The organism is Streptomyces sp. NBC_00080 (assembly GCF_045041255.1).
In the GTDB taxonomy this organism is placed as follows: domain Bacteria; phylum Actinomycetota; class Actinomycetes; order Streptomycetales; family Streptomycetaceae; genus Streptomyces; species Streptomyces coriariae.
Window position 1 is genome coordinate 1902400 of sequence record NZ_CP108235.1, and the last position, 15482, is coordinate 1917881.

General features: G+C 71.2%; 12 protein-coding genes. 3 read left to right on the plus strand and 9 right to left on the minus strand.

Annotation, left to right across the window (positions count from 1 at the left end):
* Window positions 1–4 precede the first annotated feature (4 nt).
* The 3 genes from frc to OHU34_RS08500 all read left to right on the plus strand — a co-directional run bounded on the left by frc (window position 5) and on the right by OHU34_RS08500 (window position 4909).
* Entirely contained in the window at window positions 5–1246 is a 1242-nt protein-coding gene (gene frc / locus OHU34_RS08490) for a formyl-CoA transferase (protein ID WP_142268157.1), read from the plus strand.
* Window positions 1247–1250: 4 nt separating this feature from the next.
* Window positions 1251–3395, plus strand: coding sequence for an acetate--CoA ligase family protein (locus tag OHU34_RS08495; protein ID WP_405772188.1), 2145 nt, complete (start codon window positions 1251–1253; stop codon window positions 3393–3395).
* A gap of 122 nt (window positions 3396–3517) precedes the next feature.
* The gene (locus tag OHU34_RS08500; protein ID WP_142266966.1) at window positions 3518–4909 is read left to right on the plus strand and encodes an OFA family MFS transporter; all 1392 of its coding nucleotides are present in this window, start codon (window positions 3518–3520) and stop codon (window positions 4907–4909) included.
* A 90-nt stretch (window positions 4910–4999) separates the two neighbouring features.
* Here OHU34_RS08500 and OHU34_RS08505 read toward each other — a convergent pair whose 3' ends face one another.
* The 9 genes from OHU34_RS08505 to OHU34_RS08545 all read right to left on the minus strand — a co-directional run bounded on the left by OHU34_RS08505 (window position 5000) and on the right by OHU34_RS08545 (window position 15476).
* Window positions 5000–6046 (minus strand): sugar phosphate isomerase/epimerase, encoded by a 1047-nt coding sequence (locus OHU34_RS08505; protein ID WP_230194188.1) that lies wholly within the window; start codon window positions 6044–6046, stop codon window positions 5000–5002.
* 70 nt (window positions 6047–6116) lie between these two features.
* The gene (locus OHU34_RS08510; RefSeq protein ID WP_405765656.1) at window positions 6117–7565 is read right to left on the minus strand and encodes a nucleotide pyrophosphatase/phosphodiesterase family protein; all 1449 of its coding nucleotides are present in this window, start codon (window positions 7563–7565) and stop codon (window positions 6117–6119) included.
* Window positions 7562–8731, minus strand: coding sequence for a metabolite traffic protein EboE (gene eboE / locus OHU34_RS08515; RefSeq protein ID WP_405765659.1), 1170 nt, complete (start codon window positions 8729–8731; stop codon window positions 7562–7564). Before eboE ends, OHU34_RS08510 begins: the two co-directional genes overlap by 4 nt.
* 3 nt (window positions 8732–8734) lie before the next feature.
* On the minus strand, window positions 8735–9583 hold the full coding sequence (locus OHU34_RS08520) for a TatD family hydrolase (RefSeq protein ID WP_405765661.1): 849 nt from the start codon (window positions 9581–9583) through the stop codon (window positions 8735–8737).
* Entirely contained in the window at window positions 9583–10401 is an 819-nt protein-coding gene (locus OHU34_RS08525; RefSeq protein ID WP_405765664.1) for an EboA domain-containing protein, read from the minus strand. The genes OHU34_RS08520 and OHU34_RS08525 overlap by 1 nt, the downstream gene beginning before the upstream one ends.
* A complete protein-coding gene (locus OHU34_RS08530) occupies window positions 10398–11522 on the minus strand; it encodes a TIM barrel protein (RefSeq protein ID WP_405772190.1) in 1125 nt (374 codons plus the stop codon). The genes OHU34_RS08525 and OHU34_RS08530 overlap by 4 nt, the downstream gene beginning before the upstream one ends.
* Before the next feature lie 95 nt (window positions 11523–11617).
* Entirely contained in the window at window positions 11618–12592 is a 975-nt protein-coding gene (locus OHU34_RS08535) for an SCO3242 family prenyltransferase (protein ID WP_308285886.1), read from the minus strand.
* A 209-nt stretch (window positions 12593–12801) separates the two neighbouring features.
* Window positions 12802–14019, minus strand: coding sequence for an inositol-3-phosphate synthase (locus OHU34_RS08540; protein WP_405765666.1), 1218 nt, complete (start codon window positions 14017–14019; stop codon window positions 12802–12804).
* 74 nt (window positions 14020–14093) lie between these two features.
* Window positions 14094–15476: a ThuA domain-containing protein gene (locus tag OHU34_RS08545; protein WP_142268155.1), complete on the minus strand. Its 1383-nt coding sequence runs from the start codon at window positions 15474–15476 to the stop codon at window positions 14094–14096.
* Between the last annotated feature and the right edge of the window lie 6 nt (window positions 15477–15482).

Sequence of the window (15482 nt, forward strand, 5' to 3'; positions counted from 1 at the left end):
AGGGATGACAGGAACGGCGGCCAAGGCTCTCGAAGGCATTCGCGTCCTCGACATGACGCACGTCCAGTCGGGCCCGTCCGCGACCCAGCTGCTCGCCTGGCTCGGCGCGGACGTCGTCAAGCTGGAGGCGCCGTCCGGTGACATCACACGCAAGCAGTTGCGCGACCTCCCGGACGTCGACTCCCTCTACTTCACGATGCTCAACTGCAACAAGCGGAGCATCACCCTCAACACCAAGACCGAACGCGGCAAGGAGATCCTCACCGAGCTGATCCGGCGCTCCGACGTCATGGTCGAGAATTTCGGTCCGGGCGCGGTCGACCGCATGGGGTTCACCTGGGACCGCATCCAGGAGATCAATCCGCGGATCGTCTATGCCTCCATCAAGGGGTTCGGGGACGGCCCGTACACCAACTTCAAGGCGTACGAGGTCGTCGCTCAGGCCATGGGCGGGTCGATGTCGACCACCGGTTTCGAGGACGGGCCGCCGCTGGCGACGGGGGCCCAGATCGGGGACTCGGGGACGGGTGTGCACGCCGTGGCGGGGATCCTCGCGGCGCTGTACCAGCGGGAGAACACCGGGCGCGGGCAGCGGGTCAACGTGGCCATGCAGCACGCCGTACTCAACCTGTGCCGGGTGAAACTGCGGGACCAGCAACGCCTGGCACACGGACCGCTCGCCGAATATCCCAACGACGACTTCGGCGACGAGGTTCCCCGGTCCGGGAACGCGTCCGGCGGCGGCCAGCCCGGCTGGGCGGTCAAGTGCGCGCCGGGCGGCCCCAACGACTACGTGTACGTCATCGTGCAGCCCGTCGGCTGGCAGCCGCTCAGCGAGCTGATCGGCCGGCCCGAGCTGGCCGACGATCCCGAGTGGGCGACGCCGGAGGCCCGGCTGCCCAGACTCGGCAAGATGTTCCAGCTGATCGAGGAATGGTCCTCGACGCTGCCCAAGTGGCAGGTGCTGGAGCGGCTCAACGCCCACAACATCCCGTGCGGGCCGATCCTGTCCACCAAGGAGATCATCGAGGACGAGTCACTGGTCGCCAACGAGATGGTGGTCCGCGTTCCGCACCCGCGGCGCGGCGAGTTCGTGACCGTGGGCAGCCCCCTCAAGCTCTCCGACTCCCCCGTAGAGGTGACCGGCTCACCGCTGCTCGGCGAGCACAACGAAGAGGTCTACGTCGGCGAACTCGGCCTCGGGAACGAGGAGCTGCGCCTGCTCAAGTCGAACGGGGTGATCTGACGTGATGGCCGAGGACCGGATGCTCAGGGTGCGTGCGCTGCTCGACGCGGTGCGCTCCGAAGGACGGACCGCGCTGACCGCGCCCGAGGGCAAGGTGGTCGCCGACGCGTACGGAATCGCCGTACCCGGCGAGGAGCTGGCGAGGGACGTCGAGGAGGCCGTCGCGTACGCGGCGCGCTTCGGCGGCCCCGTCGTGATGAAGATCGTCTCGCCGGACATCCTGCACAAGAGCGACGCCGGCGGGGTGATCGTCGGAGTGGAGGGCGCGTCGGACGTACGGGCGGCGTTCCACCGGATCGTCGAGAACGCGCGTGCGTACGACGCCGGGGCCAGGGTCGAGGGCGTACAGATCCAGGAACTGCTGCCGAAGGGCCAGGAGGTCATCGTCGGGGCGGTCACGGATCCGACGTTCGGCAAGGTCGTGGCGTTCGGGCTCGGCGGGGTGCTCGTCGAGGTACTGGGGGACGTCACCTTCCGGCTGGCTCCGGTGGACGCCGACGAGGCGCTGTCCATGCTGGACTCGATCCGGGCGGCGGAGATCCTGCGCGGCGTGCGCGGGCGGGCCGGGGTGGACCGGTGGGCGGTCGCCGAGCAGATCCGCCGGGTGTCCCAGCTGGTCGCGGACTTCCCGGAGATCGCCGAGGTGGACCTCAACCCGGTGATCGCCACGGCCGAGGGCGCGATCGCCGCGGACATCCGCGTGATCCTGTCCGACACGCCGGTCACGGCGCGCCGGCGCTACACGCGCGCGGAGATCCTCACCTCGATGCGCCGTCTGATGGAGCCGCGCTCCGTCGCCGTGATCGGTGCCTCCAACGAGCAGGGCAAGATCGGCAACTCGATGATGCGCAACCTCGTCGACGGCGGTTTCGCCGGGGACATCCATCCGGTGAATCCCCGGGCCGATGACATCTTGGGCCGCAAGGCGTACAAGAGTGTCACCGACGTTCCCGGAGAGGTGGATGTGGCGGTCTTCGCGATACCCGCCAAGTTCGTGGCCTCGGCCCTGGAGGAGGTGGGACGCAAGGGGATCCCCAACGCGGTGCTGATCCCCTCCGGCTTCGCGGAGACCGGCGAACACGCCCTCCAGGAGGAGATCGTGGCCATCGGCGAGCGCTACGGCGTCCGGCTGCTCGGGCCGAACATCTACGGCTACTACTCGACCTGGCAGGACCTGTGCGCCACGTTCTGCACGCCGTACGACGTCAAGGGCGGGGTCGCACTGACCTCGCAGTCCGGTGGCATCGGGATGGCCGTCCTGGGTTTCGCACGCACCACGAAGACGGGCGTGTCGGCGATCGTCGGGCTCGGCAACAAGTCGGACCTCGACGAGGACGACCTGCTCACCTGGTTCGGCGAGGACCCGCACACCGAATGCATCGCGATGCACCTGGAGGACCTCAAGGACGGCCGCGCCTTCGTCGAGGCCGCGCGGGCGACCGTACCGAGGAAGCCGATCGTCGTCCTCAAGGCGGGCCGTACGGCGGCGGGCGCGAAGGCGGCCGGCTCGCACACCGGGGCGCTCGCGGGCGACGACGCCGTCTACGACGACATCCTCCGCCAGGCGGGCGTCATCAGGGCGCCGGGGCTGAACGACATGCTGGAGTACGCGCGCGGGTTGCCGGTGCTGCCCACCCCCAAGGGCGACAACATCGTGATCATCACGGGCGCGGGCGGCAGCGGTGTGCTCCTGTCGGACGCCGTGACCGACAACGGCCTCACCCTGATGGAGATCCCGCCGGACCTCGACACGGCGTTCCGCGCGTTCATCCCGCCCTTCGGGGCGGCGGGCAACCCGGTCGACATCACCGGGGGCGAGCCGCCGTCGACGTACGAGGCGACCATCCGGCTGGGGCTCGAGGATCCGCGTATCCACGCGCTGGTGCTCGGTTACTGGCACACGATCGTCACTCCCCCGATGGTCTTCGCGGAGCTCACCGCGCGCGTGGTGGGCGAGTTCCGCGAACGCGGCGTGGAGAAGCCCGTCGTGGCGTCGCTCGCGGGTGACGTCGAGGTCGAGGAGGCCTGCCAGTACCTCTACGAACGGGGCGTCGTGGCCTACCCGTACACGACCGAGCAGCCGGTGGCGGTGCTCGGCGCCAAGTACCGGTGGGCGCGTGCGGCGGGACTGTTGGGGGGCGGTTCATGACGTGACCCAGGCGCGGGGCCGGCCGACGGTGCGCGTCGGCCGGCCCGGGTCCCGAGCGCACGCGAAAGGCATTGGACAGGGGGCGCTGGCCAGAACTTTCGACGCAAGGGGTGCTGAGCGACATGACAACCACCGACTACTCCCCGTCCCTCCCCTGCCGGGAGGTGACGGACCGCAACGGCCGTGTGTACCGGATCGGCGAGAGCGACCGGGACATCATGGGGCGACCACGCTGGACCATGGTGCTCTTTCCCTGGATGGGCATGCTGGGCATCAGCTCCTCGGAGTACGCGTTCACGTCGGCCGAGGACACACTGCACGATGCCCACCTGTGGAGCAGTGGGCACATCTTCTGGCTGATGGGCGTCTGGGTGTTCTTCCAGGCGGCCGTGGCCTTCCCGGCCGGGCAGCTGCGGGAGAGCGGCAGGCTGCCCGCGCGGTACGCGATGATGCTCGGCGCGCTGGGCACGGTCCTCGGCTATCTGTCCCTCGCGTACGCGCCGCATGTCGCCGTCGCCTATCTCGGCTTCGGCATGTGCAGCGGCATCGGCGCCGGCCTCGTCTACGCGACCTGCGTGAACATGGTCGGCAAGTGGTACCCGGAGCGCAAGGGCGGCAAGACCGGCATGGTCAACGGCGGTTTCGCCTACGGATCGGTGCCCTTCGTGTTCCTGTTCACGTCGTACATGGACCTGAGCAACTACAAAGGCGTACTGGTGATGGTGGGCCTCACCTGCTGCACCGTCGTGGCGGTCGCCGGGTGGTTCTTCAAGGACCCGCCGAAGAACTGGTGGCCCGCGCACGTGGATCCGCTCAAGCTCACCGACGACCCGAAGATCCGCCGGGCACTGCAGAAGAACCCGCCGGCGGTGAAGCAGTACACCCCCAAGGAGGCAGCGCGTACCCCCGTCCTGTGGATGATGTGGTTCTGTCTGCTGTGCACGGCCGGGATCAACATCTTCGGTATCGCCTTCCAGGTGCCGTTCGGCAAGGACATGGGCTTCGCCGGAGGGATCGTGGCCACGGCCATGTCCCTGAAGGCGATCGTCAACGGCACCGGGCGCGGCATCATCGGCTGGATCTCCGACCGTTACGGACGCCGGCACACCCTGATCATCGTCTGCCTGGTGCTCGGTACCGCACAGTTCGGGGTGCTGGTCTCCGGTCAGATGGGCAGCATGCCGTTCTTCCTGTTCTGCTCCATGGTCTCCGGCTTCGGCGGCGGCGCGATCTTCCCGCTGTTCGCCGCGATGACCGCGGACTACTTCGGTGAGAACAACAACGCCAGCAACTACGGCATGGTCTACAGCTCCAAGCTCATCTCGGGCCTCGTGGGCTCCGGAGTCGGCTCGATCGTGGTCGGCGCGTGGGACTACGAGGGCGCGTTCGTCCTGGCGGGCTGCATCGGGCTCGCCTCCTCGGTACTGGCGCTCTTCCTGAAGGCGCCGGGCAGGCCGGCGGCCGGCCGTCGAATCGTCCCCAACCCGCATCCGCTCGGCGAGGAAACGGCCTGACGCACGCGCGTGTGGAGGCCCACCCCGTCATCTGCCGGGGTGGGCCTCCACACGCGCGTGCGCCCGGTCAGCGCAGGTGGCGTCCGAAGCTCAGCACTTCTCGCGCAAGGAGTGCAGGTGCGCGCTCGACTTCCGTGCGAAGGCGAACGACTCGACCGGGTTGTCGTGCTCGGCCTGCCAGTGGTGGGCCGACCGCTCACCGCGCAGCCGGGTCACGGCGGAGATGAACCGCTGGTAGTCGATGTCGCCGTCCCCGACGTCGGTCATCCGGTACCCGAACTGGTTCGAGGGGTCGCTGACGCCGTCCTTGACGTGGAAGAGCGGATAGCGATGCGGCTGCCTCAGTACGTAGTCCAGCGGCTCGAAGGGCGCGGGCGTACCGTCGGCCCGCTTCGAGAAGCGGAACTGTCCGGCGTACGCCCAGAAGATGTCCATCTCCAGGAACACCAGGTCGGGGTCGGTCTCGGCGAGCAGTACGTCGTAGAGACGGACCTTGGGGTTGTCGGTCGCGAAGCCGAACTCGTCGGAGTGGTTGTGCTGGTAGAACTTCATGCCGCGGGCCCGCGCCGCCGCTCCGTACGTGTTGAACTCCTCGGCCGCGCGCTTCCACGCGTCGACGGTGGAGCCGTAGCGGAACGGCCCCGAGGCGGTGCCGATGTGCTTGAGGCCGAGGGCCTGGGCGTCATCGAGGACCTTGGTGAGGTTCTGGGCGAAGGTGTAGGCGTTCGGGTCGTCGGCGTAGTAGCCGACGTGGCTGCCGATCGGCGTCAGTCCGTTGTCGCGTGCCAGCCTCTTGAGCCGGGCAAGGGTGATGGGGCCCGCGGAGCCCTGGGTGTAGCCGGCGAACTCGACCTCGTCGTACCCGTACTTCTTCAACTCGGCGAAGACGGGGGCGAAGCCCAGCGTGGAGACCTTGTCGCGCAGGCTGTAGAGCTGGATGCCGAGCCGGCCGGGGGGCAGGACGGGGCGGCCGCGGCCGGTGGTGGAGGCACCGGTGCCGGTGGCGGGTGCCGCGCCGGCGGGCGAGGCGGCGGCCCCCAGCAGTGCGGCGGCGGTGGCTCCCGCGGCGACGCCGAGCATGCCTCGTCTGGTCAGACGGTGGGTGAGTTCGGGGTCGATGTCGGAGATGCGGCTCATGTCTGGAACTCCTCGGGATCGGAGGGCGTTGTCAGTGGTGAGTGCTTCACTTGTGACAGTCGGTAACCGGTCAGCACAGACCGGCAAGTTGGAGCAGCAGTGCTTTCACGTCGGTGGCCGCGACGCGGTCGCCGAGCGAACGGGGGGTGGAGCAGATGAGGAGCGGACCGTCGTCGTCGCTCGCGGGAAGGCGGCCGTGGCTGCCGCGAACAGGTGACGGATCGAGGGGCACCACCGCCATGCGGTAGCGCAGGCCGAGCTTCTTGCGGGCCAGGGCGGTGGCCGCTTTGACCTTCACATAAGGGTCGAGCGGGTCCATGAACAGCTCGACCGGGTCGTAGCCGGGCTTGCGGTGGATCTCCACCAGCTGCGCGAAGTCGGGCGCGCGGGCGTCGTCGAGCCAGTAGTAGTACGTGAACCAGGCGTCCGGCTCCGCCACGGCGACGAGTTCGCCGGAGCGCGGGTGGTCGAGGCCGTGCCTCTTCTTGCCCTCGTCACCGAGAAGTTCACCGACACCGGGCAGTTCCTCCAGCACCTCCCGCACGCGGGGCAGGTCCTCGGGACGGCGCACGTAGACGTGGGCGAGCTGGTGATCGGCGACCGCGAAGGCACGGGACGCCATCGGGTCGAGGTACTCCATGCCGTCCTGGGTGTGCACTTCGAGCAGGCCCGCGCGGCGCAGGGCGCGGTTGATGTCGACGGGCCTGCTCACCCGGGTGATGCCGTACTCGGACAGCGCCACGACGGTACGGTCCTGGGCCCGGGCGTCGGCCAGAAGGGGGGCCACCGCCGTGTCCAGGGCGGCGGCCGCCCGGAGGGAGCGGGGGTCGTCAGGGCCGAAACGCTGGAGGTCGTAGTCGAGGTGAGGGAGGTAGCACAGGGCCAGGTCGGGATTGCGGGTGCGCAGGATGTGGCGGGTCGCGTCGATGATCCACCGGCTGGAGACCAGGTCCGCGCCCGGTCCCCAGAAGTGGAAGAGGGGGAAGGTGCCGAGTTTCTCGGTGAGTTCGTCGTGCAGGGCCGCAGGGCGGGTGTAGCAGTCGGGTTCCTTGCGGCCGTCGGCGTAGTAGATCGGACGGGGGGTGACGGTGTAGTCGGTGTCGGCGCCCATGGCGTACCACCAGCAGATGTTGGCGACCGTGTAACCGGGGTACGCCCGCCGGGCGGCGTCCCACAGCTTGTCACCGGCCACCAGACCGTTGTGCTGACGCCACAGCAGGACGTCGCCGAGCTCGCGGAAGTACCAGCCGTTGCCGACGATGCCGTGCTCCGCGGGAAGCGTCCCGGTGAGGAAGGTGGACTGCGCGGCACAGGTGACGGCCGGCAGGACGGTCCCGAGCGGTGCGCGGGAGCCCCCCTGGGCGAGGGTCTTGAGGTGGGGCATGTGATCGAGCAGACGGGGGGTGAGACCGACGACGTCGAGGACGAGCAGGGGCACGGGCGTCCTGGGGGCAGAGGCGTGGGCTTGGGGTCCGGGCGGGTCCTGGGGCCCGGTGCCGCCGGATGCCGGGCTGCTCATGGGAGCTCCTTGAGGCCGAGGTCGGTCAAGAGATCGCGTGCCAGGGCGAGTTCGGCGGCTATGCCGTCGGCGAGCTGGGCTCGGGCGCGGGGCCGCAGTGCGGGTGGGAGGGCCTGCCAGGTGTAGGTCTCGACCTCGAGGTGACGGGTCAGCGGGTGCGGGCCGCCGACCAGGCGGGTCAGCGCGGCTTTGAGGACGGGGAGCGTGGAGGTGAGGGGCGCGGCGGGGGCCGCGTGCAGGGGGACGTGGAAGTGGGCGCGCCAGGGGCCGGTGTCGGGCAGAGCGGCGGCGCCGAGTGCCTCGCCGAGGTCATCGGTGCCGCGCAGCCCGGTGGCCGTGAGGGTGCGGGTCTGGTGCAGGAAGCGGGGTTCGTCGAACGCGGCGAGGGCTTCGCGGACGGCGGGGAGACGGGGGCGGTCGGCGTGCAGGGCGGCCGACAGCTGGGATTTGACGACGGGGACGCCGGCTTCGGCGAGCGCGTCCAGGGCGGTGTCCGGGTCTTCGAAGGAGGTGGCGAGATGGCAGGTGTCGACGCAGACACCGATACGGGGGTGGCCGACGGCCGCGAGCGGGGCGAGGGCGTCGGCGGTGGTCTCGACGGTGCAGCCGGGTTCCGGTTCCAGGCCGACCCGGACGGAGCGGCCGGTCAGCTCCTCCAGCGCGTCCAGGCGCTCGGCGAGGGTGCGCAGGGCGGAGTGGGCCGTCGCGGCGCGTGCCGCGTTCCAGGCGGTGCGCCAGCCGAGCGGGAGGGTGGAGATGGTGCCCTCGGTGACATCGTCGGGCAGAAGTCCGGCCAGGACACGGGCCAGTGCGGTGGTGTGCTCCAGGCGTTCGGCGTCTGCCCAATCGGGCCTGTACACCCGGTACTTGACCTCCTCGGCGCCGAAACCCTCGTACGGGAAACCATTGAGGGTGACGACCTCGAGCCCCCGCCGGTCGAGTGCGGTGCGCAGACCGCGCATGGCCGACGGGTCGGCGTCGAGGGACCGCGCGGCATCCCTGGCGAGCCACAGCCCGACACCGAGCCGGTCGCGGCCGAGGCGGCGCCGGACGGGTTCGCAGTGGTCGCGGAGTTGCGCGAGGACGCCGTCGAGGGTCTCGGCGGGGTGGACGTTGGTGCAGTAGGCGAGGTGGACGGTCGAGCCGTCGGGGTGACGGAAACGCATCGTTCACTCCCCGCCGCGCAGGATGGAATTGCCCTCGTGGGTGGGGTCGGGGGCGGTCACATGGAGGGCGAGACGGCCGCTGAGGCCGTAGAAGGCGACGGGGTTGCGCCACAGGACGAGATCGACGTCGTCCGCGGTGAAACCCGACGCGAGCATGAGGTCGGCGACCCTTCGGGTCTTGAGCGGGTCGCTCCTTCCCCAGTCCGCGGCGCTGTTCACGAGGACCTTCTCCGGCCCGTACAGACGGAGGATCCCGATCATGCGGGTCTCGTCCATCTTGGTGTCGGGGTAGACGGAGAAGCCCAGCCAGCAGTCGGCGTCCTTCGCCTCCTTCACGGTGGTCTCGTTGAGGTGGTCGAGCAGGACCCGGTCAGGCGGCAGGGCGGATTCACGGACGACGTCGAGGGTGCGGCGCAGGCCGGCGAGCTTGTCGCGGTGCGGGGTGTGCACGAGGGCCGGCAGGGCGTGGTCGGTGGCCAGCTGGAGCTGGGCGGCCAGCGCGGTGTCCTCGGCCGGGGTCATCGAGTCGTAGCCGATCTCGCCGACGGCCACGACGTGGTCCTTGACGAGATAGCGCGGCAGCTCCTCCAGGACGGCGGCGCAGCGCGGGTCGTTGGCCTCCTTGGGGTTGAGGGCGAGCGCGCAGTGATGGGCGATGCCGTACTGCGCGGCCCGGAACGGTTCCCAGCCGAGAAGCGAGTCGAAGTAGTCGAGGAAGGAGGCGGTCGAGGTACGGGGCTGTCCCAGCCAGAAGGCCGGCTCGACGACGGCGCGGACGCCGGCCGCGTGCATCCCCTCGTAGTCGTCGGTGGTGCGCGAGGTCATGTGGATGTGGGGGTCGAAGATGCGCATCAGGACTCCTTGCCGTGGGGGTGGGCCGGACGGTGGGAACCGTCCGTGCCAGGGGGGTCCGTGCGGTGGAGGTCTGGGGTGGGTGCGCCCGAGTCGGTCGAGGCAGGAACGTTTGGGTCGGTGAGAGCCGTCGGGTCGGTCAGAGCCGTCGGGTCGTTCAGACCGGTCAGCGTCAGGACGCGGTGCAGATCGCGGGGTACGGGGCGGCCCGCGGCGGTGCGTTCGGTGGCGTAGTCGCCGAGCATGCGGGCGAGTTCGGCGTCGGCGCGGGCGCGCTGTTCGAGGCCCGCCACCTCGTCGACGGGCACTCCGGCGAAGAGGCACTTCAGGACGGCGTGGCGCCAGGCGTGGGCGTCGAGGTGACGGGCGGCGTAGGGGCCGACGGCGGCCGCGACGAGCCGGGTGTCATGGGTGCGCAGGGCGTCCTCGACCAGCGGGAGGGCATCGGGCCCGGCCACGAGGTGGGGCAGCGCGTGCAGGACCGCGCGACGTTCTTCGGCGGTGCCCTGGAAGTACACGCGGGCCAGGGACTCCGGGTCGGCGCGGGCCGCGCGGAGGATGAGGACGCGGGCGGCGTCGGCGTAACGACCGCCGCACCGTCGTCCGGCCTCCGCGAGGCGCAACTCCCACACCGAGATGGGCCCATGGGTGCCCGGATGGGCGGCAGCCTCGTCGAGAGCTCGGCGGAACCAGACGCGGGCGGTCGCCTCGAGATGGGTGTCGAGGTGGCCGTGCAGGACGTCGAGGGGTGTGCGGGCCGGGGTGGTGCCCGCGCGTTCCGCTTCCGGGATTGCCGGGGCGGCGTGGGGGTGGGTCATGGAGTACTCCCTTCTGGGGTGGCGGAGGGCTCGCCAGGTGGCGCGAGGGGCAGGTTCGCCGCCCCGGAGCGGCTCGGGAGTGGGACGACGGCTGGTGGCCGCTGCCGGTCGGAAGGCCCGACGGTGGGGCCGCTGGCTGGGACGGCAGTGGGCCCGCTGGTGGGGCCGGCGCTCGGGACCGGGGGGCCGGCTGGCTTCGGATCGGCGTGGTCGGTGACGGTGACGGTGACTTGAGCGGATGCCGCCGCCCGGCGGAGGAACGGGAGGGAGGCTTCGGCGTGGTGGGGGCCGGCGTGGGAGTGGCGGGGCAGCTCGACGACCGTCAGCCCGCGGTAGCCGGTGTCGGCGAGTGCGGCCAGGACGGGCGGGAAGTCGATCTCGCCCTCCCCGAAGGGAAGGTGTTCATGGACATCACGGCGCATGTCCTCGATCTGGACGTGGCGCAGCCATGGGGCCGCTGCGCGTACGCAGTCGGCGGGCGGGAGTGGCTCGAGGCACTGACAGTGGCCGATGTCGAGCGTGAGGCCGAGGAACGCCGGGTCGTCCAGAGCTCGGCGGAGCCGGTGGAAATCGGCGAGGGTTGCCAGGAGGTGACCGGGTTCGGGTTCGACGGCGAGGGAGATGCCGGCGGACGCGGCGGCGTCCAGGACGGGGGCGAGCGTCTCGGCGAGGCGCCGCCATGCGGTCTCCGGCGCCGTACCCGGCGGGAGGGTTCCGCTGAAGCAGTGGACGGCGTGCGCGCCGAGGTCACCGGCGATCCGGACGGCGCGGAGCAGCAGGTCGACGCGGCGGGCGCGATCGTCCGGCTCCGGGTCCAGGAGGGAGGGGCCGTGCTTGCGACGCGCGTCCAGCACATAGCGGGCGCCGGTCTCGATGGTGACGTCCAGCCCGAGGGCGTCCAGTCGGTGCGCGACGTGTCGGACGCGGACGGCGAGGTCCGGGGCGAACGGATCGAGGTGCATGTGGTCGAGCGTCAGTCCGACACCGTCGTAGCCGAGGTCGGAGAGCAGGGCGAGGGCGTCGTCGAGGCGGAGATCGGCGAGGCCGTTCGTGCCGTAGCCGAGGCGGAGCGGGAGCGAAGGAGGGGGTGAGGGCGAAGGAGGGGGCGAAGGCGAAGGCAGCGATGCCAGGGGCGGCAGCGGCGAGGGTGGGAGCGGGGCGATCGCGTTCGGGGCCTTCTCCTCGGGGCCGCTCTCGCGGCTCACAGGTCCGAGGCTCACGTGATGCTCACCCGCCTCGCGAGTCTCCGGGCGACCGGCGTCAGGGCAGCCGTGAGCAGCGCGGTGGCAGTGGCAGTGGTACCTCCCGAGCGGGCGATGAGCGCGGCCTGGAGGGGAATCGTGCCGCGGATGCCGGCGCCGACGGCTTGTTGGGTGAGAGGAGGGGACGGGTTGAGGGAGGCGTGCAGGTACGCGCGTGCCGTGGTGCCGGCGTAGGTGGCGGCGAGCGCTGCGGTCAGCGGCGCGGGCGAGCGGTGTGCGGATCCTGGCTCCGGCATCCCACGACGACCGTGCGCCTGTCTGTCGGGTGACCGTCGGTTCGGTGGCGGGCCCAGTGTCCGCCGACGCTGCACCAGCCAGGTCAGTGCGCCTGTCGTGGCCAGAGCGGCCAGGGCTGCCGTCGGCGTGCCCTCGCGGGTCTCCTGGCGGGACAGGGTCGTGACCGCGAGCGTGTGCGTGGCCAGGAGTGCGGCGGAGGGGAGCGCCGGGCGGGCGCGCCCCCCGGTGGCCGCGGCACCGAGGAGGAGGTCCAGCCCACGGGCGGCGGCCATGGCGAACGGGCCTGCGGGCGTGTGCTTCAGGGCCAGGTCGTAGGACCAGACGGTGGCCGCGAGCGGAACCGCGATCGTCAGGGCCGGGCGACCCGCCCCGGCGGCCAGGGCGAGACCGGCGGCGGTGAAGGCGCAGGCCACCGTGAAGGCGGCGGCGGGGCTCACGCGGCCGGAGGGGAGAGGGCGGTGGGGGCGATCGACGACGTCCTCCGCGCGGTCCGCCCAGTCGTTGAGAACCATGCCGGCCTCGTACAGACAGCAGGAGGAGCCGATGGCGAGCAGGGTGCGGTGGTCGGGGCGCCGGGTGAGCGCGGCGGCGCCCGCCAGCGCGTCGCCGGGGACGGTGAAGAGGGCCGGCAGCCGCAGCAGTTCGGCCCAGGCCCGCACGCGAGCGCGGCTCCGCCCGGAGGCACCGGTCACCACGCCGGCAGGCCCGCCCGGCGTACCGGCCTCCGAAGCCGCCCACCCGTCCGATGCGCCCGACTCCGAAGCCGCCCTCCCCTCCGACGTGTCGGTCTCGGGAGCCGCACAACGACCCGACGCACCGGCCTCCGCGAACATCCCCCCGTCCGGCGCGGTGGCCGACGCGTCCGCTCGCCTCTGAGCTCCGCGCACCACGTCGCCCCGGCTCATCCCGCCTCCTCGCCCGACCTCGTCGGGTGATCGCGCCGTGCCCCGGGCGGCTGGCATTCGCCGGTCTCGCCGCTCCCGTCGCCCCCTCCCCCGCCGTCCCTCAGCCGTCGGGCGAACCGCTCCAGTTGCGCGTGCTGCTCCGCCAGGGCCGACGGCGCTTCGCCCACGGGGTCCTTGAAGAAGAAGGCGAGTTCGCCGAGCGGGCCGGACAGCCCGACTTCATGGGCCCGGGCGGCGAGGCGGGCCAGGTCGAGGACGAGCGGTGCCGCGAGCGCGGAGTCGCAGCCCTGCCAGATGGTCTGGAGGATCATGCGGGCGCCCAGGAAGCCGTCGAAGGCGACGTGGTCCCAGGCCGTCTTCCAGTCCCCCAGTACCGGAACGTCGTCGATGTGGACCCGGCCCTCGGGAGTGGTCCCGAGGGTGTCGGCGAGGACGCGTTCCTTGCCCGCGTTCTTCGCCTCGGCGGCGGCCGGGTCCGCCAGGGCGGCTCCGTCACCGCCGCCCAGGAGGTTGGTGCCGGACCAGGCCCGGACGGCCAGTGCCCGCTGGGCGAACATCGGCCCGAGGACGGAACGCAGCAGCGTCTGCCCGGTCTTGCCGTCACGGCCGGCGTACGGCAGTCCGCTCGACTCCGCCACGGGGACCAGCGCGGGGTGGTGCAGTCCCGTGGACGGGGTGAAGTTCACGTACGGGCAGCCGGCTCGCAGGGCCGCGGCCGCGTAGAGGGAGCTCGGCGGCAGCTCGGAGCCGGTCGCCGCCGCCGGTTCGGTCGAGGCCACGTTCACCACCACCGCACGTGCGAGACCGTGCCGCCGTACGAAGTCGCGTATGTCGGCGGCGAACTCTCCGATCAGCCGCTCGTCGCTGCGGGTGTCTCCCGGAACGGGGCCTCCGGGTCTGATCTCCTCATCGGCAAGGGTGAGTTCGGCCTCGACTGCCGCGGGGAGGCCCACCGGGAGGACTCCGCCGGCGGCCAGTTGCTCAGCGCGCTTGGGCAGTGGGCAGCCGGTCGTGTCGTGTCCGCCGAAGACGAGGGAGGACAAGGTGGGCAAGCCGCTGTCGGCGAACGTGGGCATCTCGGTGACCAGGCCCGTCGGCGGGTGCAGGCCTGCCGTGACGGCGGCGCAGCCCGCGACCACGGTGGTGGCCACGGAACCGCGGGCCCCGATCAGCCAGACGCCGACGCGCGGGGGACGGGAAAGGGACGCGGACATGGACGGCCTCCTTGTCGTGCGCGGCTGGAGTGGTGACGGCGGGCGGGGGTACGGCGTCCCCCGCCCGCCGCCGTTCACTGGCCCTGGCCGGGCAGTTCCCTGATCCGGACGTCACGGAAGGACACCTGGTCGTCGGCTCCGTGGTTCTGGAGGCCGAGGTGGCCGTCGCGCAGACTCCGCGCCGGATCGGTGTTGGTGAAGTCGTTGATCTTCACGCCGTTGAGCCAGACGCGCAGACGCTCGCCCTCCACCCGGATCTCGTACGTGTTCCACTCCCCCGGTGGGTTCAGCGCGCGGTCCCGCTTCTTCAGGTCGGCGGACCGGAAGCCGTAGACCGACCCGGTGGTCTTCTCGGGGACGTCGGTGGCGTCGATCTGGATCTCGTAGCCGTTGTTCACCGCGGACCACGGGTCGTCCGACGGCGGGAAGCCCACGAACACACCGGAGTTGTCGTCGCCGGGGTCGCCCGGGCCGGCTGCTGTGGTCCTCCAGTCGAGCTTCACGGAGTACGCCCCGAAGCTACGACCGGCATACCAGAGCATGCCCATTCCGCCCGTGGACGTCAGCGTGCCGTCGTCGGAGAGGGTGAAGGAGCCGGGTCCGGCCTGCTGCCAGCCGTCCAGGGACGTGCCGTCGAAGAGTGGACGGTATCCGTTCTCCGGTCGGCAGTCGGCCTGCACATCGGCGACCGCATACAGTATCCCGCCCAGCAGGTGTCTACGGAATGCAGGATCCGCGTACGACTCCTTCGTGTGACCGCCCCCGGTGTAGAAGGCGCGGCCGCCCTGATAGTTCTGACACCAGGCGATCGGATGGTCGCCGTTCATGGTGCCGCCCGTGTACGACTGCTCGTCGAGCGAGGCCAGGACGTGCACCCGCTCGCGCGGGTTGGAGCGGTAGTTGTACCACTCGTCGGTGCGGTTCCAGGTACGGGCGAGCCCCGAGGTCGCCGGGTGGGCCCGGTCCTCGACGTCGACCGTCGCCGGCTGGATCGCCGGATGCGACTGGAACCAGGCGCCGGCGAGGCCGCCGTAGAACTCCCAGTCGTACTCGGTGTCCGCCGCCGCGTGGACCCCGACATAGCCGCCGCCGTGCCGGATGTAGCCCTCGAAGGCGGCCTGCTGTGCGGAATCCAGCACGTCCCCGGTCGTCGACAGGAAGACGACGGCCTGGTAGCGCCGCAGGTTCCCCGGTGTGAAGGCGCCCGCGTCCTCGGTGGCGTCGACCCCGAAGCCGCCCGTCGCACCGAGTTCTCGCACCGCGGCGACGCCGTCCGGGATCGAGTCGTGCCGGAAGCCGGCCGTCTTGGAGAAGACCAGTACCCGTTTCCCGCTGTTTCCCTTCCCCGTGCCGTTGCTCCCGCTGTCCCCCGAGTGCGAGGCAGCCGGACCCGAGACACTGCCGAGGAGCAGCGCCGCGCCTACCGCGACGGTGGCCAGTCGGCGGGTTGCATACATCACGTG

Bases quoted from the DNA above. Each gene is read 5' to 3' on its own strand.
- frc (WP_142268157.1), top strand. From the start codon at position 5: ATGACAGGAACGGCGGCCAAGGCTCTCGAAGGCATTCGCGTCCTCGAC.
- OHU34_RS08540 (WP_405765666.1), bottom strand. From the start codon at position 14,019: ATGTCCGCGTCCCTTTCCCGTCCCCCGCGCGTCGGCGTCTGGCTGATC.
- OHU34_RS08545 (WP_142268155.1), bottom strand. From the start codon at position 15,476: ATGTATGCAACCCGCCGACTGGCCACCGTCGCGGTAGGCGCGGCGCTG.
- eboE (WP_405765659.1), bottom strand. From the start codon at position 8,731: ATGCGTTTCCGTCACCCCGACGGCTCGACCGTCCACCTCGCCTACTGC.
- OHU34_RS08495 (WP_405772188.1), top strand. From the start codon at position 1,251: ATGGCCGAGGACCGGATGCTCAGGGTGCGTGCGCTGCTCGACGCGGTG.
- OHU34_RS08525 (WP_405765664.1), bottom strand. From the start codon at position 10,401: ATGACCCACCCCCACGCCGCCCCGGCAATCCCGGAAGCGGAACGCGCG.
- OHU34_RS08500 (WP_142266966.1), top strand. From the start codon at position 3,518: ATGACAACCACCGACTACTCCCCGTCCCTCCCCTGCCGGGAGGTGACG.
- OHU34_RS08505 (WP_230194188.1), bottom strand. From the start codon at position 6,046: ATGAGCCGCATCTCCGACATCGACCCCGAACTCACCCACCGTCTGACC.
- OHU34_RS08520 (WP_405765661.1), bottom strand. From the start codon at position 9,583: ATGCGCATCTTCGACCCCCACATCCACATGACCTCGCGCACCACCGAC.
- OHU34_RS08510 (WP_405765656.1), bottom strand. From the start codon at position 7,565: ATGAGCAGCCCGGCATCCGGCGGCACCGGGCCCCAGGACCCGCCCGGA.